General features: G+C 66.2%; 20 protein-coding genes and 1 pseudogene. 9 read left to right on the top strand and 12 right to left on the bottom strand.

Annotated features, from left to right (window positions below):
* Positions 1 to 48: 48 nt before the first annotated feature.
* From araD1 to LRS08_RS17460, 3 genes are all read left to right on the top strand, one after another.
* Positions 49 to 1,038, top strand: a complete 990-nt coding sequence (araD1, locus tag LRS08_RS17470; RefSeq protein ID WP_257845966.1) for an AraD1 family protein — start codon at positions 49 to 51, stop codon at positions 1,036 to 1,038.
* Positions 1,035 to 1,958: a Gfo/Idh/MocA family protein gene (locus LRS08_RS17465; protein WP_260481042.1), complete on the top strand. Its 924-nt coding sequence runs from the start codon at positions 1,035 to 1,037 to the stop codon at positions 1,956 to 1,958. The genes araD1 and LRS08_RS17465 overlap by 4 nt, the downstream gene beginning before the upstream one ends.
* Positions 1,959 to 2,142: 184 nt before the next feature.
* Positions 2,143 to 2,508, top strand: a complete 366-nt coding sequence (locus tag LRS08_RS17460) for a hypothetical protein (RefSeq protein WP_257845967.1) — start codon at positions 2,143 to 2,145, stop codon at positions 2,506 to 2,508.
* On the opposite strand, the gene LRS08_RS17455 is transcribed toward LRS08_RS17460, so the two are convergent.
* The 4 genes from LRS08_RS17455 to LRS08_RS17440 all read right to left on the bottom strand — a co-directional run bounded on the left by LRS08_RS17455 (position 2,492) and on the right by LRS08_RS17440 (position 8,183).
* A protein-coding gene (locus LRS08_RS17455; protein WP_374580061.1) for an IS5 family transposase occupies positions 2,492 to 3,270 on the bottom strand; the annotation gives its coding sequence in 2 pieces (ribosomal slippage) (positions 2,492 to 2,913 and positions 2,913 to 3,270; 780 coding nt in all). The two genes, LRS08_RS17460 and LRS08_RS17455, sit on opposite strands and share 17 nt — an antisense overlap.
* Before the next feature lie 343 nt (positions 3,271 to 3,613).
* Positions 3,614 to 5,242, bottom strand: a complete 1,629-nt coding sequence (locus tag LRS08_RS17450) for an alpha-N-arabinofuranosidase (protein ID WP_409456262.1) — start codon at positions 5,240 to 5,242, stop codon at positions 3,614 to 3,616.
* 13 nt (positions 5,243 to 5,255) lie between these two features.
* Positions 5,256 to 7,046 carry an IlvD/Edd family dehydratase gene (locus LRS08_RS17445; protein ID WP_260481040.1) on the bottom strand — a complete coding sequence of 597 codons (1,791 nt, stop codon included), beginning with the start codon at positions 7,044 to 7,046 and terminating at the stop codon, positions 5,256 to 5,258.
* Positions 7,047 to 7,055: 9 nt separating this feature from the next.
* Positions 7,056 to 8,183 carry an aldose epimerase family protein gene (locus tag LRS08_RS17440; RefSeq protein ID WP_260481039.1) on the bottom strand — a complete coding sequence of 376 codons (1,128 nt, stop codon included), beginning with the start codon at positions 8,181 to 8,183 and terminating at the stop codon, positions 7,056 to 7,058.
* A gap of 99 nt (positions 8,184 to 8,282) precedes the next feature.
* Here LRS08_RS17440 and LRS08_RS17435 point away from each other — a divergent pair, with 99 nt between their 5' ends.
* The 3 genes and pseudogenes from LRS08_RS17435 to LRS08_RS17425 all read left to right on the top strand — a co-directional run bounded on the left by LRS08_RS17435 (position 8,283) and on the right by LRS08_RS17425 (position 11,518).
* Entirely contained in the window at positions 8,283 to 9,605 is a 1,323-nt protein-coding gene (locus tag LRS08_RS17435) for a sugar MFS transporter (protein WP_257845970.1), read from the top strand.
* Positions 9,602 to 10,579: a glycoside hydrolase family 43 protein gene (locus LRS08_RS17430; protein ID WP_257845971.1), complete on the top strand. Its 978-nt coding sequence runs from the start codon at positions 9,602 to 9,604 to the stop codon at positions 10,577 to 10,579. Before LRS08_RS17435 ends, LRS08_RS17430 begins: the two co-directional genes overlap by 4 nt.
* Positions 10,580 to 10,602: 23 nt before the next feature.
* Positions 10,603 to 11,518 (top strand): annotated as a pseudogene (locus LRS08_RS17425) (alpha/beta hydrolase).
* 15 nt (positions 11,519 to 11,533) lie between these two features.
* Here the strand turns inward: LRS08_RS17425 and LRS08_RS17420 are convergent.
* Both LRS08_RS17420 and LRS08_RS17415 read right to left on the bottom strand, forming a co-directional pair.
* Positions 11,534 to 14,053, bottom strand: coding sequence for an ABC transporter permease (locus LRS08_RS17420; RefSeq protein ID WP_260481037.1), 2,520 nt, complete (start codon positions 14,051 to 14,053; stop codon positions 11,534 to 11,536).
* The gene (locus LRS08_RS17415) at positions 14,050 to 14,748 is read right to left on the bottom strand and encodes an ABC transporter ATP-binding protein (RefSeq protein WP_257845973.1); all 699 of its coding nucleotides are present in this window, start codon (positions 14,746 to 14,748) and stop codon (positions 14,050 to 14,052) included. Before LRS08_RS17415 ends, LRS08_RS17420 begins: the two co-directional genes overlap by 4 nt.
* 50 nt (positions 14,749 to 14,798) lie before the next feature.
* Between LRS08_RS17415 and LRS08_RS17410 the strand changes: the two genes are divergently transcribed.
* Positions 14,799 to 15,485, top strand: coding sequence for an arylesterase (locus LRS08_RS17410; protein ID WP_257845975.1), 687 nt, complete (start codon positions 14,799 to 14,801; stop codon positions 15,483 to 15,485).
* Between the two features lie 278 nt (positions 15,486 to 15,763).
* Positions 15,764 to 16,987, top strand: a complete 1,224-nt coding sequence (locus LRS08_RS17405; protein WP_260481036.1) for a neutral/alkaline non-lysosomal ceramidase N-terminal domain-containing protein — start codon at positions 15,764 to 15,766, stop codon at positions 16,985 to 16,987.
* Between the two features lie 18 nt (positions 16,988 to 17,005).
* Here the strand turns inward: LRS08_RS17405 and LRS08_RS17400 are convergent, their stop codons facing one another.
* Positions 17,006 to 17,899 (bottom strand): ROK family protein, encoded by an 894-nt coding sequence (locus LRS08_RS17400; RefSeq protein ID WP_257845977.1) that lies wholly within the window; start codon positions 17,897 to 17,899, stop codon positions 17,006 to 17,008.
* The gene (locus LRS08_RS17395) at positions 17,896 to 19,062 is read right to left on the bottom strand and encodes a glycoside hydrolase family 68 protein (protein ID WP_257845978.1); all 1,167 of its coding nucleotides are present in this window, start codon (positions 19,060 to 19,062) and stop codon (positions 17,896 to 17,898) included. The genes LRS08_RS17400 and LRS08_RS17395 overlap by 4 nt, the downstream gene beginning before the upstream one ends.
* Before the next feature lie 359 nt (positions 19,063 to 19,421).
* Between LRS08_RS17395 and LRS08_RS17390 the strand changes: the two genes are divergently transcribed.
* Positions 19,422 to 20,288, top strand: coding sequence for an alpha/beta hydrolase (locus tag LRS08_RS17390; RefSeq protein WP_260481035.1), 867 nt, complete (start codon positions 19,422 to 19,424; stop codon positions 20,286 to 20,288).
* On the opposite strand, the gene LRS08_RS17385 is transcribed toward LRS08_RS17390, so the two are convergent.
* The 4 genes from LRS08_RS17385 to LRS08_RS17370 all read right to left on the bottom strand — a co-directional run bounded on the left by LRS08_RS17385 (position 20,285) and on the right by LRS08_RS17370 (position 26,079).
* Positions 20,285 to 21,514: an MFS transporter gene (locus LRS08_RS17385; protein ID WP_257845980.1), complete on the bottom strand. Its 1,230-nt coding sequence runs from the start codon at positions 21,512 to 21,514 to the stop codon at positions 20,285 to 20,287. The two genes, LRS08_RS17390 and LRS08_RS17385, sit on opposite strands and share 4 nt — an antisense overlap.
* A gap of 95 nt (positions 21,515 to 21,609) precedes the next feature.
* Positions 21,610 to 23,718, bottom strand: a complete 2,109-nt coding sequence (locus LRS08_RS17380; RefSeq protein WP_260481034.1) for a TonB-dependent receptor — start codon at positions 23,716 to 23,718, stop codon at positions 21,610 to 21,612.
* 160 nt (positions 23,719 to 23,878) lie between these two features.
* Complete coding sequence (locus tag LRS08_RS17375) at positions 23,879 to 24,955, bottom strand: alpha/beta hydrolase (RefSeq protein WP_257845982.1); 1,077 nt, start codon at positions 24,953 to 24,955, stop codon at positions 23,879 to 23,881.
* 119 nt (positions 24,956 to 25,074) lie between these two features.
* Positions 25,075 to 26,079, bottom strand: coding sequence for a LacI family DNA-binding transcriptional regulator (locus tag LRS08_RS17370; protein WP_257845983.1), 1,005 nt, complete (start codon positions 26,077 to 26,079; stop codon positions 25,075 to 25,077).

Raw genomic sequence — 26,079 nt, 5'->3', positions numbered from 1 at the left:
TCCTTATTTTGTAGGACTAATAACCGGCGAAATTGGGGAGGATATTCGATGTTCACGCTGCTCCAGCACCGCGCGTCTGACGGCACCCGGCGGGTGATTGCGTCGCAGGACGGCGCAGCGCGGTTCGTGCGGGGTTACGCGGATACGCGCGGCCTTGCGGAGGCGGCGATCGCGCGCGGCATCGGTCTGGCGGCCCTCGTCGAGCAAGCGGGCTATGACGGGGAGATCGACATTGCCCAAGCGGCTGCGGCGGGCGAACTGCTCGCGCCGATCGACCATGCCGATCCCGCACATGTCGTCGTGACCGGCACCGGCCTCACCCATCTCGGCTCGGCCGAGGGGCGCGACAAGATGCACCGCGCCGCCGCTGCGGGTGAGCAGCTGACCGATTCCATGCGCATGTTCCTTGAGGGGCTGGAGGGCGGCAAGCCCGCCCCGGGCGCGGTCGGGCAACAGCCGGAATGGTTCTACAAGGGCGATGGCGCGCATCTGGTCGGCACCGGCGCGCCGCTGGCCATGCCTGCCTTCGCGCAGGATGGCGGCGAGGAGCCGGAGCTGGCCGGCATCTACCTGATCGGCCCCGATGGGACGCCGCACCGCATCGGTTTCTGCCTCGCCAATGAATTCAGTGACCATGTGACCGAGCGGCACAATTATCTGTGGCTCGCCCATTCGAAGCTGCGCCCGGCGGCGCTCGGCCCCGAACTGCTGGTCGGCGACCTGCCCGCCGATGTGCGCGGGGCAAGCCGGATCGTGCGCGATGGCGCGGTGCTGTGGGAAAAGCCGTTCCTGTCGGGCGAGGCCAATATGTCGCACAGCATCGACAATCTGGAGCATCACCACTTCAAATATGCCGCGTTCCGGCGTCCCGGCGATGTCCATGTCCATTTCTTCGGCACCGCGACCTTGTCGTTCAGCGATGGCGTGCAGACGCAGCCGGGCGACGTGTTCGAGATCGAGGCTGCACCGTTCACCCTCCCGCTGCGCAACCCGCTGGTCCGCGCCGAGCCTGAGGCAGTGACGGTGCAGGCGCTGTGACGATCCGCATCGCGCTGATCGGGCTGGGCAAGATCGCGCATGACCAGCATTTGCCCGCCATCGCTGCTGATCCGAACTTCACGCTGGTTGCGACCGCCAGCGCGGATGGCGCGGTGCTGGGCGGTGTCCCCGGCTTCGACAGCCTCGAGGCATTGCTGGCGAGCGGGATCGCGGTGGATGCGGTCGCGGTGTGCACTCCGCCGCAAGTGCGCCACCGCGTCGCCGCCACGGCATTGCGCCACGGGCTGCATGTCCTGCTCGAAAAGCCCCCCGCCGCCAGCCTGACCGAAGCCGCGGCGCTCGCGGCGCTGGCGGACGACGCCAAGGTCACGGTGTTCGCCACCTGGCACTCGCGCTGCGCCGCCGGGGTGGCGGAGGCGCGCGCATGGCTGGCGGAGCGCAAAATCACGCGCGGCACGATCACCTGGCGTGAGGATGTGCGCGTGTGGCACCCCGGCCAGCAATGGATCTGGCAGCCCGGCGGGCTCGGCGTGTTCGATCCGGGGATCAACGCACTGTCGATCGTGACGGAGATCTTGCCCGGCACGCTGCTGCTGCGCGACGCCGAGCTGGAGGTGCCGAGCAACCGCCACGCCCCCATCGCCGCGCGGCTGACGCTGGAAACCGGCTGCGGTGCGCCGATCGCGGCGGATTTCGACTTCCGCCAGACCGGGCCGCAAAGCTGGGACATCGAGATCGAGACCGACGCCGGCACCCTGCGGCTGGCACGCGGCGGGGCCGAGCTGACCCTGCCCGACGGCACCCGCCCCGGCGAGGATCGCGAATATCCCGCGCTCTACGCGCAGTTCGCGCGGCTGATCGCGACGGGCGCGAGCGACCTCGACACTGCGCCCTTCCGCCTTGTCGCCGACGCGTTTTTGCGCGGGCGGCACCTGCCGACCGATCCGTTCGAGGAGTGAGGCGCGCAAATCCTCCCCCGCCAGGGGGAGGATCAGGTCCCGCTCCCTCAAGATCGCCAGCATCGTGGCACCCGCGGATCAGCTGGTGCTAGCGAGGAGAGCGGCCTTTCGGCGAACGAACCCCTTGCGGACATTTAGAGGGCAATGCACGTTCGCCGAAAGTTGGCGAAGGAACACGTAGGGTATGCTTGCGAAGGACGATGACGAGCATCCCGTGCCGCCCGAGTTGCATGCCACATTTCACAAAATCGCCGATGCCTTCGCGGCCGGAGATTACCTCCTGCGTAGTCACGCCATTGGTGGCGTGAGCGCAGTCGCTCCTTCAACGGCAGAGTCGATTGCCACTAGCATCTCGGCGTATGGCGACTGCTTGGCACCCTTGAACCCGTCTACATGGGATCACGCACTTTATCGCTGGATGGGCGACTATTGCCAGGTGTTGATCGACCTGACGACGCAGAGCGAGGAAGTGAGCGACCTGACGCTTCATGCCAAGCTCTACGACGCAGAACCACCGACACTAGGGTCGGGACTCATAACCACCATGTGACGGCTGCGGCGAGGTAGATGGCGCTGAGGAAGTTGGTGGCGAGCTTGTCGTAGCGGGTGGCGATGCGGCGATAATCCTTGAGGCGGCAGAACATGCGCTCGACGGCGTTGCGGCCCTTGTAGAGCGTCTTGGAGAAGCAGCTTTTCCAGCGGCGGTTCGTCTTGGAGGGGATGTTCGGAACGGCACCCTGCCGCTCGATCAGGTCGCGGATCGCATTGCTGTCGTAAGCCTTGTCCGCGAGCACGATGGTGCGCGGCGCGAGATCATCGAGCAACACATCGGCTGCGCGGCAGTCGGCGACCTGGCCACCGGTCAGCAGGAAGCGGAGCGGCCGACCTTCGCCGTCGGTGAGCGCGTGGAGCTTGCTGTTGCGGCCGCCCCGGCTGATCCCGATCGCCTGGACGAGCGCCCCCCTTTTCCACCGCCCGCGGAGCGGTGCGCCTTCATATGCGTGCTGTCGATCAGGACCTCGGCGGGCGGCCCGCCTGCTGCCGCGAGCGTGACGAACAGCTCCTGCCACACACCCTTTGCCGCCCAGCGCACGAACCGGTTGTAGAGCGTCTTCCTCGGCCCGTAGCAGGCCGGCGCGTCGACCCAGCGCCCGCCCGACTTCACCACATGAATGATGCCGCTGATCACCCGCCGATCATCGACCCGCGCCACACCGCGCACCTTGTCCGGCAGCAGCGGACGCAGCCGCTCGAACTGGGCTTCACTCAACCAAAACTCGCTCAAATCCACGCTCCTGCTGGCGCAGCGCATGAATCACATCCCAGCCGCCAAGGGAATCCCGTTTATGGGTCCCGACCCTAGAAATCGAGTCTGTTCATGTGCCCTGACAAACTATCGCACCCGAAAGGCGCCGGTCAGCAATCCACCCAATACCCGCCGTTCGATCTCACACGGGTGAAGTGAATAATTGCCCTTTCCTACAAACCCCGATCCGGCATATCTCAACTGTCCGATGCCGAACCCGGACGCCCTCCTCTACCTTCAACCCGCAACACGCATCCCGCCCAAAGCTGACAGAATCGCGCGCGTTGCCCGTAACTTCGTCAGTTTCAACCGCACCCGCCCCTCCCCTTCGGGAGCGACGGACGCCGCCCTACTCCACGATCTCCAGCATCGTCACCGACTTGGCCGGCAGGCGCACGCTCACCGCGCCGCCCGCGACCCGGCCGGCAATCGGCTGGGGCTTCACCGCTTCGGGGGCGTCGAAGCTGTTGATGCTGTTGACCTTCGCCGCCGTCAGCACGGTGCCTGCGGCGGACTTCGCCTTCACGCCGGGGATCGCCAGTCGCATCTCGGCGGACTTGGCCGGATCGAGATTGACCAGCGACAGCCACAATTTCCCGTCGCTCGCGCGCACCGCGACCGCGTCGACGCGCGGGAGCGTCACTGCGCCCTCCCGATACTCGCCCGCATCGAACGTCACCGGCACCAGCGTTGCGTCCTGGAACGGGCGGTACATCTTGTGGATGTGATAGGTCGGGGTCAGCACCATCTTTGGCCCATCGGTCAGGATCAACGCCTGAAGCACGTTGACCATCTGCGCGATGTTGGCGCCCTGCACGCGATCGGCATGGCGCGCGAAGATGTTGAAGTTGAGCGCGGCGATGATGCCGTCGCGCAGCGAGTTCTGCTGCTGCAGGAAGCCCTCGGGCGATCCGGGCAGCTTGGCCAGCCACACGCCCCATTCGTCGACGATCAGCGGCACCTTCTTGTCGGGATCGTACTTGTCCATGATCGCCGAATGGGTGCGCAGCCGCTTGTCCATCAGCAGCGTGGACTGGATCAGCTCGGCATATTCCTTTTCGGCGAAATTGACCGAGTCATAGGCGGGCGGCCACTTCACCACGGTGTAGCTGTGCAGCGACAGCCCCTCCATGCTCCAGCTCCAGTCGCGACCCTTCCACGCCTTCATCACCCCTTCGGTATAGCTGGTGTCGTCGTCGCTCGGCCCCACCGCGACGCGCAGCATCTGGTCCGGGTTCGGCAGCGGAGCCGACGGGTTGGCCGGGTTCGGAAAGGCCTGTTGCGCCGGGTTGTAGTTGCGCGTGAAGCGCGCGTAGCGCTTCAGCTCATCGGTATAATATTCGGGCCGCATATTGCCGCCACAGCCCCAGTTTTCGTTGCCGATGCCGAGGAACCGGATCTTCCACGGCTCAGTTCGCCCGTTGGCGGCGCGCTCCTGCCCCGCCGTGTTGCGCGTGTCGGCGGTGATGTAGGCGACCCAGTCGGCGGCCTCCTTGTAGCTGCCCGATCCGACATTGATCGACACGAACGCCTCGGCCCCAATCTGTTCGATGAAGTCGAAAAATTCGTGCGTGCCGAATGCATTGTTCTCGATCGCTCCGCCCCAGTTGGAGTTGACGGTGACGCGCCGCTTGGCCGGATCGCCGATCCCGTCGCGCCAGTGATATTCGTCGGCGAAGCACCCGCCCGGCCAGCGCACATTGGGCACGCTGATCTGCTTCAGCGCCGCCACCACGTCGCTGCGAATGCCGCGGACATTGGGGATTTTGGAGTCCGGCCCGACCCACACACCTCCATAGATGCCGGTGCCGAGATGCTCGGCGAACTGGCCGAAGATGTGGCGGTTGATCTTTGGCCCCGGCTTGTCCGTCTGAACGGTGACCGTCACCGGAGCCTCCTGCGCCAGCGCGGGCAGCGCGAACGTCGCGCTGGCGAGGAGCGATCCTGCCAGGATAAAGTGCTTCATCATCCTCTCCATCCGGTTCGTTCGGTCAGTGATTGTCGCGCGGCAGGCCGCGGGTCTGGGCGATTTTCTGGTAGCGTTCGCTGCCCTCCAGGATCGCCCCGCCCTCCATCTGGCCGACCAGTGCGCGCTGGATTTCCTGCCAAGGGGTTTGCGACGGCGGATAGGGATAGCCCCCGGCCGCCTCGAGCGCGTGGCGGCGTTCGGCCAGCTCTGCATCGGGGACGAGCATGTTGGCGGTCCCCACCTTGAGGTCGATGCGCACCCGGTCGCCATCGCGCAGCAGGGCAAGCCCGCCCATTGCCGCTGCCTCGGGCGAGGCATTGAGGATCGACGGGCTGCCGCTCGTCCCCGACTGTCGCCCGTCGCCCAGGCACGGCAGGCTGCGCACGCCATTGGTGATGAGGTAATCGGGCGGCCGCATGTTCACGACCTCTGCCGCGCCGGGATAGCCGATCGGCCCCGCCCCGCGCATGATCAGCAGCGTTTCTGCGGTGATGCCAAGGGCAGGATCGTCGATGCGGTGGTGATAATCCTCCGGCCCGTCGAACACGACCACCGGCCCCTCGAACGCATCGGGATCGTCGGGGTTGGACAAATAGCGGGCGCGGAACTCGTCGGAGATCACGCTGGTCTTCATGATCGCCGAATCGAACAAGTTTCCGCGCAGCACCAGGAAGCCGGCGGCGGTCAGGATCGGGTCCTCGAACGGGCGGATCACCCGCTCATCCTCGATCGTCGCTGCGCCGCAATTCTCGCCGATGGTGCGGCCATTGGCGGTCAGTGCGTCTTCATGGATCAGCCCGTGCCGCATCAGCTGAGCGACCACCGCCGGGACGCCGCCGGCGCGGTAATAGTCTTCGCCGAGATACTCGCCGGCGGGCTGGAGGTTGACCAGCAGCGGCACGTCGCGGCCGACACTCTGCCAATCGTCGATGGGAAGATCGACCCCGATATGGCGCGCAATCGCGGCAAGGTGGATCGGCGCATTTGTCGACCCGCCGATCGCGCTGTTGACCCGGATCGCATTGTGGAACGCCTCCCGCGTCAGCAGCTGGGACGGCTTCAAATCCTCCTCCACCATCTCGACGATGCGCAGGCCGGTGCGATAGGCGACCTCCTGCCGGTCGCGATACGGCGCGGGGATCGCCGCCGATCCGGGCAGCGACATGCCGAGCGCCTCGGCAAGGCTGTTCATCGTCGTCGCCGTTCCCATCGTGTTGCAATAGCCGGTCGAGGGTGCGGAGGAGGCGACGAGGCGGATGAACTCGTCCGCGTCGATCTCCCCCGCAGCCATCATCTCGCGCGCCTTCCACACGATCGTCCCCGATCCGGTGCGCTCGCCCTTGTGCCAGCCATTGAGCATCGGCCCGACCGACAGCGCGATGGCCGGGATGTTCACCGTCGCCGCCGCCATCAGGCACGCCGGCGTCGTCTTGTCGCAGCCGATCGTCAGCACCACGCCGTCGAGCGGATAGCCATAGAGCAGCTCGACCAGCGCCAGATAGGCGAGGTTGCGGTCGAGCCCTGCAGTGGGCCGTTTTCCCGTCTCCTGGATTGGATGGACCGGAAACTCGATCGCGATCCCGCCCGCCTCGCGGATCCCTTCCCGCACCCGTTCTGCCAGCACCAGATGGTGGCGGTTGCACGGGCTGAGGTCCGACCCGGTCTGCGCGATCCCGATGATCGGCTTGCCCGATCGCAGCTCGTCCAGGCTGAGGCCGAAGTTCAGGTAGCGCTCGAGATAGAGCGCGGTCATGTCGATATTGTCGGGGTTATCGAACCAGGCGCGCGAGCGCAGGGACTTGTCGGTGGTCATCGAAACTGCTCAGCGGGTCGAGAGGCGGTAGATCATGACGTGGCGATACGGCTTGCCCGGATCGACCCGCGCCGAGGCGAAGTTCGGTTTGTTCGGCGCATCGGGGAATTTCTGCGGCTCGAGCGCGATGCCATCGCCCATGCGGTAGATGCGCCCGCTGCGCCCCGCGACCGTGCCGTCGAGGAAATTGCCGCTGTAGAACTGGATCCCCGGCTCTGTGGTCAGCACTTCGAGCACCCGGCCCGACACCGGGTCCTCCAGCCGCGCGGCGAACTGCGGGGTCGCGGTCTGGCCCTTGTCCAGCGCCCAGTTATGGTCATAGCCGCGCCCGGCGACGATCTGCGGATCGCGCCCGTCGCGCAGCCCCAATGCGATCAGCCGGGGCTTGCGGAAATCAAACACCCCGCCCGCGACCGCCTTGCGCTCACCGGTCGGAATCAGCGCCGCGTCAACCGGCGTGTAGGTGCGCGCCGGGATGGTCAGCAACTGGCGCGAGGTCCCTTCCGGCGCGCCGTCGCCAGCCATGTTGAACAGCGCGTGGTTGGTCATGTTGACGATGGTCGGCTTGTCGGTTGCGGCGTCGAACTCGATCGTCAGGTCGCCCTTGTCGTCGAGCGCATAGGTGACCTTGACCTCCAGCGTGCCAGGATAGCCCTGGTCACCGTCGGGGCTGGTCAGCGCCATCACGACGCGCGCGGTCGGCCCGCTCGCCACCGACACGATGCGCCAGTTGCGCTTGTCGAAGCCCTGCGTGCCACCGTGCAGCGAATTGGCCTTGTCGTTCTGCGTCAGTTGATAGGCGCGACCGTCGAGCGTGAAACGTCCGCCCGCGATGCGGTTGGCGTATCGGCCGACCGTGACGCCGAAATAATTGGGCTTCTTTTCGTAATCGGCGGCATCGTCGAAGCCGAGCGTGATCTCCGCCTTCTTGCCCGCGCGGTCCGGGGCGACGAGCGATTGCAGGGTCGCGCCATAGGTGATGATCCGCGCCGACACGCCACGCGCGTTCTTCAGCGTCACCGCCTCGACCACCGTTCCGTCCGCCAGCTTGCCCGCCGTGCTGCGCACCGCATCCGCCGCCATTGCGGGGACCGTCCAGGCGCACAGCACCGCCCCGAAGATCATCGCCCTCATCATCCGCTCCCTGTTCCCGCGTTACCCGGATTGACCGTCGCCGCGCTTGCTTATACTCCGACAAAAAAACGGGCAAGCAATTTGCCGGGCAGGGAGAGAATGATGGCGCTGTCACCAGTCGACGGAGCGGTTCTTCAGGGTGAGACGGGTGGCGCGCGCAGCTACCGCCCGGCGCTCACCCTGCTCGCCAGCCTGTTTTTCATGTGGGGGTTCATCACCGTCATCAACGGCACGCTGCTGCCGCATCTGCGCAGCGTGTTCGACCTCAACTACACCGAAACGACGCTGATCGAGAGCGTGTGGTTTATTGCCTATTTCGTCGCGTCGATCCCATCGGCGATGCTGATCGAGCGGATCGGGTATCAGAAGGCGCTGGTCACCGGACTGCTGATCATGGCCGCCGGATCGCTCGGCATGATGCTGGCGGCGAGCATCCCATCCTACGGCGTCACGCTGACCATGTTGTTCGTCATCGCCAGCGGGATCACGTTGCTGCAGGTCGCGGCGAACCCCTATGTCGCCGTCATCGGTCCGCCGGAAACCTCCTCGTCGCGGCTAAACCTGGTGCAGGCGTTCAACTCGCTCGGCACCGTACTCGCGCCGCTGTTCGGGGCCTATCTGATTCTCGGTCGGTCGGTCGGCGGCACTGCGGAGCACGGCCGCGTCCTGACCCAGGCGGAGCGGCTGGCGGACGCACAGTCGGTGATCCTGCCCTACGGCCTCGTCGCGCTGGTGCTGGTGGTCCTGGCGGTGATTATCGGGCGGTTCCCGCTTCCAGCGATGGGCAAGGCGACGGCGCGAATCAATGACGGCATGGCCAGGACCGGGTCGGCCTGGACGCGCTTCGTGCGGCATCCAATGTGGCGCCATCGCAATCTTGTCTGGGGCGTACCGGCGATCTTCATCTACCTGATCGCGGAGATCGGCGTCGCCAACCTGTTCGTGAACTTCGTCGCACAGCCCGATATCGCCAATCTGACCACCGAGCAGGCGGGTCGCTACCTCACGCTGATGTGGCTCGGGATGATGGTCGGACGGTTCGCGGGCGCGATCGCGATGCGCTGGATCAAGGCTGAGACGCTGCTGGCGGCGTTCAGCGTCGGCGCGTTCATCGTCATGCTGGTCACCGTATTCGTCGACGGACCGGTAGCGATGTGGTCGCTGATCCTGGTCGGCCTGTTCCATTCGATCATGTTCCCGACGATCTTCACGCTGGGGATCAAGGGGTTGGGCCGCTACACCGAGGAAGCCTCGGGGCTGCTGATCATGGCGATCGCCGGCGGCGCGCTGGTCGCGGTGCAGGGCTGGCTGGCCGACGGTTTCGGGCTGCAGATGTCGTTCCTGCTGACCGCCGCGTGTGAGCTCTACGTGCTCTGGTACGCGCTGTGGGGATCCAAGCCTGTTGCCGAGGGAGACGCTGAATGATCCGCGCCGCAGTCATCGCCGCCGCGCTGGCACTGACCCAGACGACGCCGGTACCGGGGTCCAACCCGATCATCCGCGACAAGTTCACGGCCGACCCTGCGCCGCTGGTCGTCGGCGACCGATTGTACCTCTATGTCGGTCATGACGAGGCCAAGCGCGACGAGATGTTCAACATGCGCGAATGGCTGGTTTATTCGACCACCGACATGCGCACCTGGACCGATCACGGCCCGATCATGAACGTCGCCGATTTCAAATGGGCCAAGAAGGACGCCTGGGCGTCGCAGGCGATCGAGAAGAACGGGAAGTTCTGGTTCTATACAGCAGTCGAGCATGACGACACCCATCCGGGCAAGGCGATCGGCGTCGCTGTGTCGGACAAGCCGACCGGTCCGTTCGTCGATGCCAAGGGCAGCGCGCTCGTCACCAACCAGATGACGCCCAAGGGTACGCACAGCTGGGAGGATATCGACCCGACCGTCTTCACTGACGATGATGGCACGACGTGGATCGCCTGGGGCAATCGCCAGGCGTACATCGCCAAGCTCAAGCCCAACATGATCGAGATCGACGGCGAGATCACCGAGATCACGCCGCCACATTTCGAGGAAGGGCCATGGCTGCACAAGCGCGGCAAGCTCTATTACCTCACTTACGCCTCGCTCGACCGCAAGACGCACACCGACGAGCGGGTGTCCTACTCCACCGCGCCGTCGATCACGGGACCGTGGACCTATCGTGGCGAGCTGACCGGGTCGGGCAAGTACAGCTTCACCATCCACCCCGGCATCGCGCAGTTCAAGGGCAACTGGTACCTCTTCCTGCACAACGCCACGCTGGTGATCGGCGATCAGGCGGGAGCGATCGGCCGCCGCGCGGTGACGGTCGAGCATCTGCGCTATGATTCGGACGGCCTCATGCTGCCCGTCGTCCAGACCGATGCGGGCGTGACCGCACCGCCACCCACCCGCTGATCCCACTCTCCAGGAGGATTGCCATGCTGCTCCGCACGACCACCCTAGCTGCCCTGTTCTGCATCGCCGCGCCCGCCGCGCAGGCGCAGAACGACCGCATGACCCCGATCGCCATTCCGGCACAGCCGAGTGCGATCCCGCTCGGCACCGGCCCACTGCCCGGCGGCACCAACCCGGAGAGCTGGCACAGCCAATATGGCAGCGTGTTCGCGCGCAATGTGACCGAAGCGACGCTGACCCCCCTTCCTGCCCGATCCCGCCAAGGCAACCGGCACTGCCGTGATCGTGGCGCCGGGCGGCGGCTTCCGCACGCTGTCGATGGAGAATGAGGGCTGGGCCGTGGCCCGCGCGCTCGCCGATCGCGGGGTCGCCGCCTTCGTCCTCAAATACCGCCTCAACCAGACCCCGGCGGACATGGCCGGGTTCGAGGCATCGATGCGCCAGATGTTCTCCGGCGCCGCCCGCCCCGCACGCCCCTCCCCTGACGCGATGCTCGCTGGCCTCGCGCCGCAGATCACCGACGCCCGCGCCGCCTTCGCCCTGGTGCGCAAGCGCGCGGCGGAGTGGAAGGTCGATCCCGCCCGTGTCGGCATGGTCGGTTTCTCCGCCGGTGCGATGCTGACGATGGCGACCACGGTGGCGGGGGTCGATGCCAAGCCCGCCTTTATCGGCAATGTCTATGGCCCGCTCTCGGCGATGACGATCCCCGCCGATGCGCCGCCGCTATTCGTCGCGCTGGCGGCGGACGATCCGCTGTTCGGCAATATCGACTATGGCCTGATCAACGCCTGGCGCACCGCCAAGCGCCCCGTCGAGTTCCACCTCTACGAACAGGGCGGACATGGTTTCGGCATGTATCCCAAGGAGACGACCAGCACCGGCTGGTTCAACGCCTTTGTCAGCTGGATCACGATGCACGGCTATCTCAAGCGGGGTTGAGCGGGCACCGCCCGCTCAGAGCCTCCGCAATGCCTGAGCGGGACGCACCGACAGCACCGGCAGCGATCCGAGCAACCCGATCCCGAGCGTGAGCAACGCGCCCAGCCCCAGCGTCGCGCCGACGATGGTCCAGTCGGGTGCCCAGCCAAACTCGAACACCCCGGTAATGACATACCACGCCGCCAGCCCGCCCAGCCCCAGCGCCAGCGCCGCGAGGGTCAGCGCGAGCAGCGCATATTCGAGCGCCTGCGCCGCGAGAATCTGGCGCCGCGTCGCGCCCAAGGTCTTGAGGATGACGCTGTCATAGCTGCGCGCCTGTCGCGACGCGGCGATGGCGCCGACCAGCACGGCGATGCCGGCGAGGATCGTGACCGATGCCGAGAGCAGGATCGCCGTCGCCATCTGGTCAAGGATCGTACGCACCTGTCCCACCACCTCGCTCACCGCGATGATCGAAGCCGACGGGAATGCGCCGAGCAATGCGCGCGACACCTTGCCTTCATTGGCGCGATCCATGTCGATTGTCGCGGTCAGGCTGTGCGGCGCGGCGGCGAGCGTGTTGGGCGAGAAGACGAGGATATAGTTGAACCCCATCGTGTCCCAGTTGACCTGACGCAGCGACGCGATCCGCGCCGCGATCTCGCGACCGAGGATGCTGACCGTCATCGTATCGCCGACCCCGACATTGAGCAGCGTCGCCGCCTCACGGTCGAGCGACACCAAAGGCGGGCCAGCATAGTCCTTGTGCCACCATTGCCCGGCGACCAGCTCGCTGCCCTGTGGCAGCACGTCGGAATAGGTGACGCCGCGCTCACCGCGCAGGAACCACGCGCCCTCGGGCAGGGTCTCTAGATCGGCGACGCGCGTCTTGCCAAAGGCGGTGATCGTGCCGCGGAGAGCGGGGACGATGTTGAGCTGCGCCTCCGGGGCTTCGCGCTTGACCAATGCCGTGAACTCGCCACGCGCTTCGGACGGGATGTCGAGCACGAACTGGCTCGGCGCGCGTTGCGGCACGGCACGCTCGATCTCGGCATCCAGGCTGGTCTGGATCGCGGCCAGCGTGACAAACAGGGTAAGCGCAAGGCCCAGCGCGATCACCAGCGCGACGGTCTGTGCGCCGGGCCGGTGGAGGTTCGCGACGGCCAGCCGCAGCAGCGGGCGGCGCGGGCGTGGCAGCTTCGCAGAGACCCGCCGGATCAACGCGCCGATGCCGAGCAGGACAAGCAACACCAGCGCCACCGCGCCGAGCACCGCCCCGGCAAAGATCGGCTCGCGCGCAGTGACCAGCGCCAGCGTCACCACCAGAGCGCCTGCCAGCGCGACCATCAGCGTGCTGCGCCGGTCGATCCGGCGCGACTCCTCGACCCCGCTGCGCAGCTGCGCGGCGGCGGGATGGGTACGCGCGCGGGCGAGCGGCGGCATCGCGAAGGCAAAGGCGATCAGCAGGCCATAGGCTGCGCTGGTCAGCAGCGGGATCGGATAGACCGCAAAGCCCGGTGCGACCGGAAGCAGATCGCCCGCCAGCATGACGAACCCGATCGGCAGCAGCGCGCCGACGATCAGCCCCGCCGCCACCGCCAGCGCCGAAGCCGCCGCGATCTGAAGCAGATAGATGCGGCTGATATCCGCCGATGTCGCGCCGAGGATCTTGAACGTCGCGATCCCGCCGCGCTTCTGCCCCAGGTATGAGGCGACGCCGTTGCTCACCCCGATGCCAGCGATCACCAAAGCGGCGAGGCCGATCAGCGACAGGAACTGTCCCATCCGCTCGAAAAAGCGCACCGCGCCGGGCGCCGCGCGGTCGCGGGTCTTGTATTCGAAGCCCGCAGTCGGGAACCGATCCTTGAGCCCGTCCACCGCCTCATCCGGGGTCACGCCGGGGTTCAGACGCACGCGATATTTGGTCTCGTACAACGCGCCCGGTTGAAGCAATCCGGTGCGCTTCAGCCCGTCGAGCGAGACGATCGCGACCGGGCCGAGCGTGAACCCCTCCCCCACCCGGTCGGGTTCGTCGGCGATCATGCCGACAATGCGGAATGTCGCATCGCCATAGCGGATCTGGTCGCCGGTCTTGAGCAGCAGCCGTTCGGATAACGCCCGTCCGATCAGAATCGCGTCGGGTACGAGCTGGGCGTAGCGGCCCTGCGTCAGCGTCAGGCTGCCATAGAGCGGATAGCGGACGTCCACACCCTTGAGCTCGGTCAGCACCGCATCGGGCGCTCCGGCAATTGGAGTCGCGCGCCGCGCCATCGCGCGGGTGCGGATCGTGTCGCTAACGGTGCCGAGCTGCGTCAGCGCCGCCCGTTCCTGTGCCGATGCTTGGCGCTGGGTCATCCCAACCTCGACATCGCCGCCGAGCAGCACCTGTCCCCGTGCCGAAATCTCACCGGTGATCGACGCGGTCAGGCTGCCGATCGTCGCGAGCGTCGCCACGCCGAGGAACAGGCAGACGAGCAACAGCCGCAGCCCGCGAAAGCCCGAATGCAGGTCGCGCCGCGCGATGCTCCACGCCGCGCGCCAGCCCAGCGCGCTCACGCGGCGCTGTCCGCGACGATCAGCCCGTCGCGCATCGTCAGCACGCGGTCGCACCGGCTGGCGAGCGCGGGGTCGTGGGTAATGATGAGCAGCGTGGCCCCCGCTGCGCGCTGGCGCTCGAACAACAGGTCGATGATCACCCCACTAGTCGCGCCGTCGAGATTGCCGGTCGGCTCATCGGCAAAGATGATTTCGGGCCGCCCCGCCACCGCGCGGGCAATGGCGACGCGCTGCTGCTCGCCGCCCGACAGCTGCACCGGATAATGGGTCAGTCGATGGCCGAGGCCGACCGCCTCCAGCTCCGCCCCGGCGCGCGCAAAGGCGTCCTCCGACCCCGCCAGCTCCAGCGGCACCGCGACATTCTCCAGCGCGGTCATCGTCGGCAGCAGGTGAAACGCCTGCAACACGATCCCGACCCTTCCCCGCCGCGCGCGCGCCAGCCCATCCTCGTCCAGCGTGTCGTATGCGATGCCCGCGACGCTCACGCTCCCGCCACTCGCCTGTTCGAGGCCCGACAGGATCGCCATCAGCGACGACTTGCCCGACCCCGACGGGCCGAGGATCGCGACGCTGCTGCCGCGCGCGATATCGACATCGATTCCCTTCAAAATTTCGGTCGGCGCTTCGCGCGTTCCAAGCGTCAGGGTGACATTACGCGCGCGGATTGCGATATCCGCCACCGGTTCGATCGACATAGGTGGAGATGACGTCCTTGATCAGAAAGCTTGCCCCATATGCGGGCGCGATGCTGCTCCTCCAAGGGCTGAGCGCATGTTCGGGCGAAAATGATGCCGCGAACCAGTCGCTAGCGACTCCGCCAACCCCCTCGGCGGTCGCCAGCGGGGGTGCGCAGAAGGCCGATGCGCGGTTGGTCGTCGCGTTCGGCGACAGCCTCTATGCCGGCTATGGCGTCCTGCCGCAGGAGAGTTTCCCGGCACAGCTGGAAAAGGCGCTGGCCGCGCGCGGGATCGCGGCGAGCGTGCGCAATGCTGGGGTTTCCGGCGACACCAGCTCGGCGGGGCTGCGGCGGCTGGGCTTCACGCTCGACGGACTGGATCGCAAACCCGACCTCGTCATGGTCAACCTTGGCGGCAACGATATGCTGCGCGGGATCGACCCCGCCGAGACCCGCGCGAACCTGACCGCGATCTGCGAGGAACTGAAAAAGCGCGGCATCCCGATCATGCTGACCGGCATGGTCGCCGCGCCGAACATGGGCCGCGACTATGCCGACGCCTTCAACGCGATCTATGGCGATCTGGCGAAGCGCTACGACGCGGTGCTGTATCCATTCTTCCTGGATCAGGTGGTGACCGACCCGGCGCTGATGCTGCCCGATCGCATCCATCCCAACCGCCAGGGGCTTGAGAGGATCGTGGAGCGGGTGACACCGCTGGTGGCGGAGGCGCTGAAGCCAGGCGAAGCGGGTTAGGCCGCCGCCTTTTGGGTTGCCATTCGTCCAGCCCATGCCTAACACGGTTAGCAATCGATTGCATAAGGCGATCGTCGGGCGGAGAGGATAATGCAGAAAGCGCGTCTGCCTGTCGTTCCGCCGCCATCTGCCCTCGGCTCCAACGGGATGTCCTGCCATGAAGATTGAGCTTCGCGCGGCCTGTGCCGCCACCCTGTTCTGCGTCGCCCTGCCCGCCTCCGCCCAGGCGCTGAAAGTGGGCGCGGCGAAAGTCGACATCACCCCCCAAGGCTGCGGAATTGCCGAAGAACATGCTCGGCGTGCTCGACCCGCTGAACGTCCGCGCAATCGTGGTGGATGACGGCAAGACGCGGGCGGCGATGGTGACGGTCGACGCCGGGGCGATCATGACCGAGACCTGGGCCAATGTCGCGGCGCGGGTCGAGCGCGAACTCAAGATCCCGACCAGCCAGCTGCTGCTGACGGCCAGCCACACCCATAGCGCACCATGGATGCGGGGCCCGGCCTATGAGGCGCAGATCTTCGACGCGATCCGCAAGGCCGCGGCGGCGACCAGGCCTGCACGCATGGCCTATGGCACCGGCGTTTCCTACATCAACGTCAACCGCAACATCATCGACCCCAAGACCCGTCGCTGGTGGGAGGGGCCGAATTACGAGGGCGTGTCGGACAAGACTGTCGCGGTGGTGCGGTTCGAGACGCTGGAGGGCGCGCCGATCGCGGTCTATTTCAACTATGGCGTCCACGCCGTGCTGACCGGCAATCTCGATCTGGTGAGCGCCGACCTGCCCGGTGCCGCCTCCAACTATATCGAACAATCGCTGGGCGGTGACGCGGTCGCGGTCTATTCGAACGGTGCGGCGGGGGACCAGAACCCGATCTATTTCAACCAGACCTATGACCTGCGCGCGATCCGCACCGCCGACTATGCCGCGCGGGGTGAAGATATCAGCAACGCGATGCCGCCAGGCGGCACCGGCATGAACCGCAGCAATCCGCGCGTGGCGATGCTGATGGAACAGCAGAAGCAGATGGTGAAGTCGATGGGCCAGATGCTGGGCGAGGAAGTGCTGCACGTCAGCCGCGCCAGCCTGGAGCGTCCAGTCGCCGAAGCAACCATTCAGGGCGCGCAGACCAGCGTCACCTGCCCCGGCCGCAAGCGATTGGACAAGGGCCGTGCGGGCTATCCCGGCACCTATGAGGACGCAGACCCCGTCAGCATCCGCCTCAGCCTGCTCAAGATCGGCGACACGGTAATCGGCGGGGTCGATGCCGAGGTGTTCACGACCATCGCCCAGCGCTTCAAGCGCGAATCGCCGTTCAAGCACAGCATGATGACGACGATCACCAACGGCATGGCGCAGTCGGGCTATATCCCGAACGACGCGGCGTTCGCGTACAATACGTTCGAGGTCGTTTCGTCGCGGCTGAAGCCCGGCTGCGCCGAGAGCGCGATCGTCAATGGGCTGCTCAACCTGATCGACAAGGTCGACGCGAAGTGATCGGCTGGGCCGCGTCGCTCAGCGCGACGCGGCCTGCGCCAATGCGATCGCGCCGAGTGGGCCGGCGTCGGTGCCGAGACCCGCTGGCTGGATGATTTCGCCCACTGCCTCCGTGGTGACGAAGGGCAGATAGCTCTCGAGTTGGGCCACGACGATCTCCCGCACCCAGGGCAGAATGAAGGCACGTGACAAGGCGACGCTGCCGCCAAACAATATGCGGCGGGCCGACGTTGTCAGCAGGATCGCACAGCAGAGCTCGGCGATATCGGCGGCGACGTGACGCCAGATCGGGTCGCCATCGGACGCCGTGGCCGGGTCCATGCCGAAGCGCGCGGCGAGTGCCGGTCCCGACACCAGTCCCTCTACACAATCGCCGTGAAAGTCGCAGGCACCCGGGAAAAGATCGCCGGCGACACGCCGCAATCGGATGTGCCCGATCTCAGGGTGCATCGCGCCGTGAACGGGCTTGCCGCCGATCAGCAGCCCACCGCCCAATCCGGTCCCGATGGTGAGATAGCAGAGGCTGTCGCACCCCACCGCCGCGCCCCAGCGATACTCGGCCAGCGCAGCTCCGTTGACGTCGGTGTCGATCACCATCGGACACGCCAGTCCTTCGCTCAGCAGCGCCGCGACTGGCGCGCCGGTCCAGCCGGGCTTGGGCGTAGCGAGGATCTGCCCCAACCTCGGATCGCGCGGATCGAGCTGGATCGGGCCGAAACTGGCGATGCCGAGGCCCGCGAGCGGCGCGGCTGCCGCCCAGCCATCGAGGATTGCGCGCAATGCGCCGAGCGTGGCTATCGGCTCGCCTGTGGCGACGCTGTGCCGCTCGACGATCGCATCGCCCTGTGTCAGCACGGCAATCGCCTTGGTCCCGCCCAGCTCGATCCCCGCATAGCGTGGCGCGTCACTCATCCATCCGCCTCCAGCCCAGCCCTATCGCCCTGCAACCGCAAGCGCAGCATCGGCGCGAAGGTCGCGCCAAAGCGCCGGGCGCTCGCGTCGCTGCCATCGCTCCCCCAGGCGTCGATGAAACTGGTCACCTGAAGATCGGGCAATACCAGCCAGCTATAGGCCTGTTTGGGCGCAGCGTCAGGGTTTGCGAAGACCAGCCCCGTGCCGTTGAGCGGACGCCAGCCGCCGTCGATCCGGTCGCTCACCATGCCGTACAGCCCGGTGGGGCCGGTCGGGCCATCGGGGTTGAACACGTGCCGCTGGGTCGACCAGAAGAGGTAGTAGAGCCCCTGATGGAAGATCGCGTGCGGCCGCTCCAGCTCGTTGTTGAGCGTGTCGGCGCTGACCAGTGGCGATTGGATGTCCCATTCCGCCAGCGAGCTATCGCGCGCGCTCGCCCATCCGATCGCCCCGTTGAAGGCGGAGATTGAGCCCGCCAACGAAGCGGCGAAGAATACGTGGTGCCGCCCGTCGCGGGGGTCACGGAAATAGGCGGGGTCACGAAACGCCTTGATCGTGCCGACCGCACCGCTCCCGGCATCGCTCGCCATATAATGAGCAGAATCGCGGATCACGAACTCGCTCAGGTCGCGCCAATCGGTGAGGCGATAGCCGCCCTCCTGCGTCAACGTCGCATCCGCCCGGAACAGGCGTTGCTCGAACGTCGTCACCGCCTCGCCGCGCCGCCCGGTGGCGGTGAAGAACAGCGTCAGGGTGCGGCGATCCGGGGCAAGCAGCGCGGAGCCGGACCACTCGCGGCTTCCCGGCGCGAACTTGTCCGGCATTGCCGGGCCCAGCGAACGCCAGCCCATTGCGTCACGCAGGATCAGGTGGATCCGGGCATGGCCGTGCCGCGCGTCGGGATCGGGAAAACGCGGCGCGCCGAGCGCCATCCATAGCGTCTGTCCACCGGGCAGCGCGGAGGGCGTCCCATCGGCGTCCTGCACCGGCCAGGCATCCCAGATGTCTAGATCGGGCGCGATTCGCACCACATCCGCGTCGCCGATCAGCGGCGCGCTCTCGTGGCGACGTCCAGCGAGTACGCGGATATGGTCGGGGCTCCAAAGCGCCGCTCCGACCGGCTTGGCCGTCAACTCGACCGGGGTGGTATCGGCCGTGCTCAACGGACGGCCCGCCCACGGCACGCGGGGCGAATGGCGGCGTCTCCGGCACGCCCGGTCGGGCAATCCACATCAGCTTGCCGGATCAATTCCACTCTCCCTGTCTCTTGCCCACGCAACTTCCTTGACGTGTTCGGATGTGTTTCGCAATCGATTGTGAATACAGCTTGCAACCCCCGGCTCGAAGCGCTTCTATCGCGCGACCGGAGAAGCAAATACGTTGCCCGGATCGGGAGGATGCAAGCAGGTGAAGATCGGACCCATCGGACGACGCGGATTCATCGCCGGAGCCACCAGCCTCGCGGCGCTGGGTGCCAAAGCAAACGGCGCGGCGGCGGCGCAATTCCCCCAAGCTCCCACCGATGCCCCGCGCCTGGATCGATGCCGAACAGATTCCGCTCTGGCCGAACGGCGCTCCCGGCGGCGGCTACACCGCCCGCGCGGTCCCCACCGATTGGCCCGACATCATGGTCCGCAACATCGAAACCCCGATGCTGCGCGTGTTCCGCCCGGAAAAGTCGAATGGCCGCGCATTGCTGTCGATCCCCGGCGGGGCCTACACGTTCGTGTCGATCCTCAACGAAGGCGTCGATGTCGCGCGCGCGATGAGCGCGCGTGGCTATACGGTGTTCGTGCTCACCTATCGCCTGCCCGACGAAGGCTGGGCGAAGCGCGAAGACGTTCCGTTGCAGGATGCACAGCGCGCGATCCGCGTGATCCGCGCCAACGCCGCGCGCTATGGCTATGACCCGGCCAAGGTCGCCGCAGTCGGATTTTCGGCCGGCGGGCATCTCGGCGCGACGCTGGCCACAGGCTTTGCAGAACAGGTCTATGCGCCGCGCGACGCGACCGATGCGCTCGACGCCCGACCCGCGGCAATGGCACTGATCTATCCCGTTATCAGCGTCACCGCGCCCGAAACGCATGGCGAGTCCGCGATGCGGCTGCTTGGAACGACGCCCTCCGCCGAGCTGATTTTCAAACGCTCGCCCGCCCAACATGTCACCGTGCAGACGCCGCCGGTGTTCCTCGTCCACGCGCTGGACGACAAGGCGGTTCCGGCCGAGAACAGCATGATCATGCTGCGCGCGCTGCAGGCGGCGAACCGCCCGGTCGAGCTGCATCTGTTCGAAGCGGGCAATCACGGCTTCGGCGTTGGGCGTCCCGACACGCCCGTCAGCCACTGGCCCGCGCTGTTCGCCGTCTGGCTCGACCGCCATATGGCCTAGGCGCGATAATCGTCGGCGTCGCGCTGCGCGAGCAGCGCGTCGAACGGCGCGCGCGACCTGTTCCAGCCGCACAGCAACGCCAGCAGCGTCGCGAACACACCACCCAGCAGGATCGCATAGCTGCTGTCCGCCAACCACTCGCCAAGCGCGCCCATCGCGAGCGGCGCGAGCACTGCGCTGACACAGGTGAAGAACAGCAGCAGCCCGGCGATCGACCCATGCCGCCCCTTGTCGTAGCAGCTGATCCCGGTCGAATTGATCGTCGGATACAGCACCGACATGAACAGCCCGGTCGCGGGCAGGGCAAAGATGGCCACTTCCCGCCCGCCAATCACCGCGATCCAGAACAGCGCCGCCATCGCCGAGCTGCACACCAGGATCACGCTTGCCCAGTCATAGCGCGCGAGCAGCCATACGCCGAGGAACCGCCCTGCCGCGCGCAACACGAAGAAGATCGACACGACATAGGCCGCCAGCCACAGCCACGACCCCGAATAATCGGCGAGATAGGTCGGCGCCCAGACATAGATCGCCGCCTCCGCCCCGACATAGAGCATCAGCGCAGTGCCAAAGAAGCGCGCGGGCGGATCGCCGGCCATGCGGATCGCCTCGCTGGCGCGGACCGGCTCGGTACGGGTGATGATCGGTCTTGGAAAACGCGCAACCGCCGATCCCAGCACCAGCAGCGCGCACAGCATCGCCGCGATGATGTACACCCATTTCCAGCTCGCGCCGTTGAGCAGCATATAGGCGACGATGCCCGGCCCGATAATTGCGCCGACGCCGAAAAACCCCTCGATCAAATTCATCGTCCGCGCATGTTCGCCGGTCGAGCGCGACAGGTCGCCGATCAGCGCCAGCGCGCCGGACTTGAAAATGCCGATGCCGATGCCGGACATGAACAACAGGCTGGTGAAGAACAGGAAGCTGTGTCCCGCGGCGAACAGCGCCGAGCTGACCCCGAACAGGACCAGGCCAATCAGGATCGTCGCCTTGCGCCCGATCCGGTCGGCCAGGAAACCGAGCGCGATCGCGGAGATGCCGATCCCGGCCATGGTCGCGTACTGGAACGATCCGCCGGCGGTCAGACCCAGCTGAAACTCGCGGATCACCTCGGGGATGACGGTGCCGACCGAGTCGGTGGTCATCGCAAACATCGCGAACATCAGGAAGACCAGCGCCTTGAGCAATGTCGCCGCGCCGTCGCGTCCCGCCCGATCGTTCATCCCGCTCTCCGATCCATCATGTTATGCGACAGGTAGTACGACGGAAAGAGCGGGAGGCGCAGTGCCTCCCGCCCATCCCGCAAATCCGCTTCCGGTCAGGGCGTGACCCGGAAACGAAGGCCGATGGTACGCGGGGTCGGCCCCGACCCCGACAACGGGCCGTTGGTGCCGACAAAGGTCGGCCCACGCTCGTCGGTCAGGTTGTTGCCGATCAGCGCCAGCTCATACGGGCCGTGCCGCACGCCCAGCGTCAGGGCCATCACGTTGTAGGACGGCGCGGTGATCCCATTGCCCTGCAACCGGTCGCCGCTGTGGCTCAAGGAGAGGTTGCCGAACAGGTTCACATTGTTGGCAATGTCGCCGTTGTAGCCCAGGTCGACACGGAAGTTGTTCGACAGCGTGTTGGTCAGCCGTGCGCCGGGCCGCAACAGTGGCTGGGCCGCCGCGACGATCGGGTTCACGCGGGTATATTTGCTGTCGTTGAAGTTGCCGACAAAGCCCAGATTGAAGCCCTTGAGCGGCGTGTTCCAGCGCAGCTCCAGATCGACGCCCTTGGTCTTCGCATCACCGAAATTGGCAAAGCCGTCGACGTTGGCGATCGACCCGGTGACCGACGTCTGCAGGTTGGTATATTCGAGCTGATACAGGTTCAGGCCGATATTCAGCGACCGGTCGGCGCTGCGCCATTTCACGCCGAACTCATAGTTGGTCGACGATTCCGGCTCCAGCGTCACGCCCGTCGGCACGCCCGCGCCGGTGACCGACTGGACCTGCACGCGCGACTGGACGATGCCGGGACGGAAGCCGGTCGCCGCCGAGATGAACATCGTCAGATCGTCGCTCGGCAGATAGGATAGATTGACCCGCCAGGTGGTCACGTCCTTCGTCGTCGGCAGCGTCTCGGTCGCGTCGGCGAACGCGCGGTCGTCATGGTACTGCCGCAGCCCGACCAGCGGGACCAGCTTGCCGTCGAACAACTCATAGCTGACCTCGCCGAAGAATGCGTAATTCTCGGTCAGCGTGTCGTTATCGGCGTTGATGACCAGGCCCGGAAGGGTCAGCGTATTTTCCTGCGGCCCCGACCCGTTCTGGTAGGACGCGCCGAGCAGCCATTTGAACGGCCCGCTGCCGTTGGAGTTCACCCGCAATTCCTGCGCGAACATGCTCGGCAGGAACTGGCTCGAGAATGAGCCGGAGGGCGAGAGCGGGATGTTGATCCCGAACACGCCGTCGAGCTGGCTGGTCGCGCTGGTGATCGAGAAGGCGTCGAAATCGACCGTCGCGGTCAGGCTGTACAGCGTGAAATCGCCATTCGAAAAGCCGTCCTGCCCCGCAGTGTTCTGGAAATAGGGCGGGCTGACCGACGCGGTGAATCCGGTGAAGCCCTGGCGCGGGCGGAATTTCCAGTACTGCGCGCGGATGTTCACGTTGTCCGCCGGGCGGAACAGCGCGACGACGCGGATATCGTCATTCTTGGCGACATTGACCCCCGTCTCGTCGGGCGTGCCGTCGAAGGCGCCATAATAGGCGTCGGCCCAGCCGGCATCGCGCGAGAAACCGCCGCTGACGCGCACCGCGAGCATGTCCTTGACGATCGGCACCGAGATCGCGCCGGCCACGCCATAGTTGAGGCCATCGGCACCGCGTGTCTGCGATGCCTCCGCCTCGAACGCGTAATCGAATTCCTTGAGGTTCGGGTCGCGCGTGCGGAAGATGAACACGCCGCCCGACGAGCCCTGGCCATAGAGCGTGCCCTGCGGCCCGCGCAGCACTTCGACGCGATCGATGTCGAGGAAGCGCACGGGCGGGGCGATGCCGAAATTGGTGACGATGAACGGCGCGTCGTCGAGATAATAGCCGATCGGCGAGTCGCCATTCTGCGTGACGCTGCCGCGCAGATTGTAGAAGCGCGATCCGTTGGACTGACGGAACCCCTCGAACGCGCCCGGCACGCTCGACACCAGGTCACCGATGGTGCTGATGTTGCGCTCCTTCAGCTCCTCGCCATCGAACGCCTGGATCGCGAGGGGGACTTCCTGAAGCGCCTGCGCGCCGCCCTTTTGCGCGGTGACGACCACTTCGTCCGAGCTGGCGTCGGCGGGTGCCCGGGCCTCCTGACCTGTGTCGCTCTGCGCAAAGGCAGGCACTGATCCCAAGACGCTTGCGACCGCAATGGCCGCGACTGACGTGCAGAAACGCTTCATTATCCTCTCCCCCGGTTATTTTTTCAATCGATTGCATAAATAGGCCGGAGGACGTCGTCAAGGAGCGGCCCGACCCGTGCGTTCCTCCAGCTATTCAATCAACAGGCGACTAATGCAATCGTTTGCCACTCAAACGGTTGCCAAGCCTTTGCGGTCGTTCCTATTTGGCGGGGCGCGCAAAGGCGCGACGCAGCGCCTCGATCTTCGCGCGGTTGAACTGCCTCGCTTGCGGCGAGTCAGCCGACAGCTGGTCGAAGCCGTGATAGGCCCCCGGAATAACCTGCAATTCGGTCGGCACCCCGGCCTCGTTCAGCCGCCGGGCATAGTCGATATCCTCGCTGACGAAGAGATCGACCCCGCCGACCTGGATGAAGGCGGGCGGCAGTCCCGCAAGGTTTTGCGTGCGCGCTGGAACGGCGCGCGCCGGCACCTTGTCGGTTCCGGGTTCCTGGCCCAGGAACGCCTTCCAGCCATATTGGTTTTCCAACCCGCTCCACCCCACGGTGGCGATATGGCCAGGCAGCTTCACCGCCCCGCCGGTGCGGTCGTCCAGCATGGGATAGACCAATGCCTGAAACGCGATGGGGATTTCTCCGCGGTCGCGCGCGGTAATGGCCAACAGAGCCGCATGCCCCCCGCCCGCGCTCTCGCCGGTCACCGCAATGCGGCTGCGGTCCAGACCCAGTTCGGCGGCATTGCGATACATCCAGCTGAGGCCCGCATAATTGTCCTCGATCGACCCCTGATAGGTCGTTTCCGGTGCAAGGCGATATTCGACGCTGACGATCACCGCATCGAGCTCGCGCGCCATGTCCTGAAGACGGCGGACATCGGTCGCGGCGGTGCCGAGGATGTAGCCGCCGCCATGGGTATGGACGATACCGGGACGGCTGGTCCCCGGCTTGGCGTTGATGACGAACAACTTCACCTGCGGCGCACCGACCGGGCCGGGAATCATCTTCTCGACCACGGGAATATCGGCGTGACGCGGGGGGATCGGGGGACCACCGCCGCGCTTTCGCGACGCCAGCACCATCGCCTCGTCAATCGTGCCCATCATCTTGGAGAATCCCAGCGCCAGCCGCGCGCCCGCGCGCAGCTCCGGCGCGATCGGCGCGAGCTTCGCTTCATCCTCGGCAGTGAGCGGAGGTGGCGTCGGGGCTTGCTGCGCGGATGCAGCGGGCGGCGCCATCGCGAGCAAAGCCGCGCCGCAAAATGCCGAGATCCTTGCCCGCATCACACTCTCCCACACGTTTTCCGGTCGCTTCGGACTCGGGTCCACTATGTCGACACCCTATTAGCAATCGATTGCAAGTCAACTCGACCAAAGTCGTAGGGCGCCCGGCCTGGCAACAATCAGCTGGACTCGCGGACGATGAGTTCGGGATTGAGGATCGTCGATCCGGTCGCATCGCCGGCGATGCGCTTCATCAGGCTGTCGACCAGATGCGCCGCACCTGCGGCAAGGTTCTGGCGCACGGTGGACAGTGGCGGTGCGCTCGTGCGGGCGAGGTAGAGATCGTCATAACCGACCACCTTCACATCCCCCGGCACCGAAAGGCCGCGTGTCGCCAGCACCTGAATCGCGGTCAGCGCGATCAGATCGGACGCGGCGAAAATGCCGTCGGGCAGGATAGCTGACTGGTCGAGAAACGTGTCGATGTCCGACCCGCTGACTTCCGAAGCAAAATGGGTCGGGGCATCGACCAGCACGATGTCGTTGTGCGCTCCGATCGCGGCCTTTGCGCCTTGGAGCCGCAGCGACGGTTCGATCGCCTGGGTATTGCCCAAGAACGCGATCTTGCGGCATCCGCGGTCGATCAGATGCTGGGTCGCCAGCCGTCCGCCCAGGAAATTGTCGGTGCCCACCGAACAATGGATCTGCCCCTGGACAAATCCGCCCCATGCGACCAGCGGCAGATAGTCGGCGGCGATCCGGTCGAGCACCTGCGACTGATCCGACTGGCCGACGATGATGAAGCCGTCGACGCGGTCGGCATCGATCAGCCGGGACAGCCAATTGTCCTGGTTGGGAATGACACGCGACAGCATCAGGTCGAACCCGCGCTCGCTCAACTCGTCGGCGAGATAGCCGATCAGCGTCATGAAGAACGGATCGGACAGATGCTGTCCGCGATCATGGCCCAGCGGCACGACAACGCCGATCGCGCCGCGCTGCTTGGTCCGCAAATTGCGGGCGAGCGCGCTGGGACGGAAATCGTGCTTTTCCGCGAGCTTGCGAATGCGTTCCGACGTCTTTGAATTGACCATCGTCTTGCCGGCCAGCGCGCGCGACACGGTCGCGGCCGACACCCCGGCAAGTTCGGCGAGGTCGTAGATGGTCTTGATCTTGCGCGTCAA

The organism is Sphingomonas sp. J315, assembly GCF_024666595.1.
Taxonomy (GTDB): domain Bacteria; phylum Pseudomonadota; class Alphaproteobacteria; order Sphingomonadales; family Sphingomonadaceae; genus Sphingomonas.
Note: the sequence above shows the minus strand (reverse complement) of the source record. Positions and strands in the feature narration are given on the sequence as shown.

Bases quoted from the DNA above. Each gene is read 5' to 3' on its own strand.
- araD1 (WP_257845966.1), top strand. From the start codon at position 49: ATGTTCACGCTGCTCCAGCACCGCGCGTCTGACGGCACCCGGCGGGTG.
- LRS08_RS17460 (WP_257845967.1), top strand. From the start codon at position 2,143: ATGCTTGCGAAGGACGATGACGAGCATCCCGTGCCGCCCGAGTTGCAT.
- LRS08_RS17450 (WP_409456262.1), bottom strand. From the start codon at position 5,242: ATGGAGAGGATGATGAAGCACTTTATCCTGGCAGGATCGCTCCTCGCC.
- LRS08_RS17445 (WP_260481040.1), bottom strand. From the start codon at position 7,046: ATGACCACCGACAAGTCCCTGCGCTCGCGCGCCTGGTTCGATAACCCC.
- LRS08_RS17440 (WP_260481039.1), bottom strand. From the start codon at position 8,183: ATGATGAGGGCGATGATCTTCGGGGCGGTGCTGTGCGCCTGGACGGTC.
- LRS08_RS17435 (WP_257845970.1), top strand. From the start codon at position 8,283: ATGGCGCTGTCACCAGTCGACGGAGCGGTTCTTCAGGGTGAGACGGGT.
- LRS08_RS17430 (WP_257845971.1), top strand. From the start codon at position 9,602: ATGATCCGCGCCGCAGTCATCGCCGCCGCGCTGGCACTGACCCAGACG.
- LRS08_RS17415 (WP_257845973.1), bottom strand. From the start codon at position 14,748: ATGTCGATCGAACCGGTGGCGGATATCGCAATCCGCGCGCGTAATGTC.
- LRS08_RS17410 (WP_257845975.1), top strand. From the start codon at position 14,799: ATGCTGCTCCTCCAAGGGCTGAGCGCATGTTCGGGCGAAAATGATGCC.
- LRS08_RS17400 (WP_257845977.1), bottom strand. From the start codon at position 17,899: ATGAGTGACGCGCCACGCTATGCGGGGATCGAGCTGGGCGGGACCAAG.
- LRS08_RS17390 (WP_260481035.1), top strand. From the start codon at position 19,422: ATGCCCCGCGCCTGGATCGATGCCGAACAGATTCCGCTCTGGCCGAAC.
- LRS08_RS17385 (WP_257845980.1), bottom strand. From the start codon at position 21,514: ATGAACGATCGGGCGGGACGCGACGGCGCGGCGACATTGCTCAAGGCG.
- LRS08_RS17380 (WP_260481034.1), bottom strand. From the start codon at position 23,718: ATGAAGCGTTTCTGCACGTCAGTCGCGGCCATTGCGGTCGCAAGCGTC.
- LRS08_RS17375 (WP_257845982.1), bottom strand. From the start codon at position 24,955: ATGCGGGCAAGGATCTCGGCATTTTGCGGCGCGGCTTTGCTCGCGATG.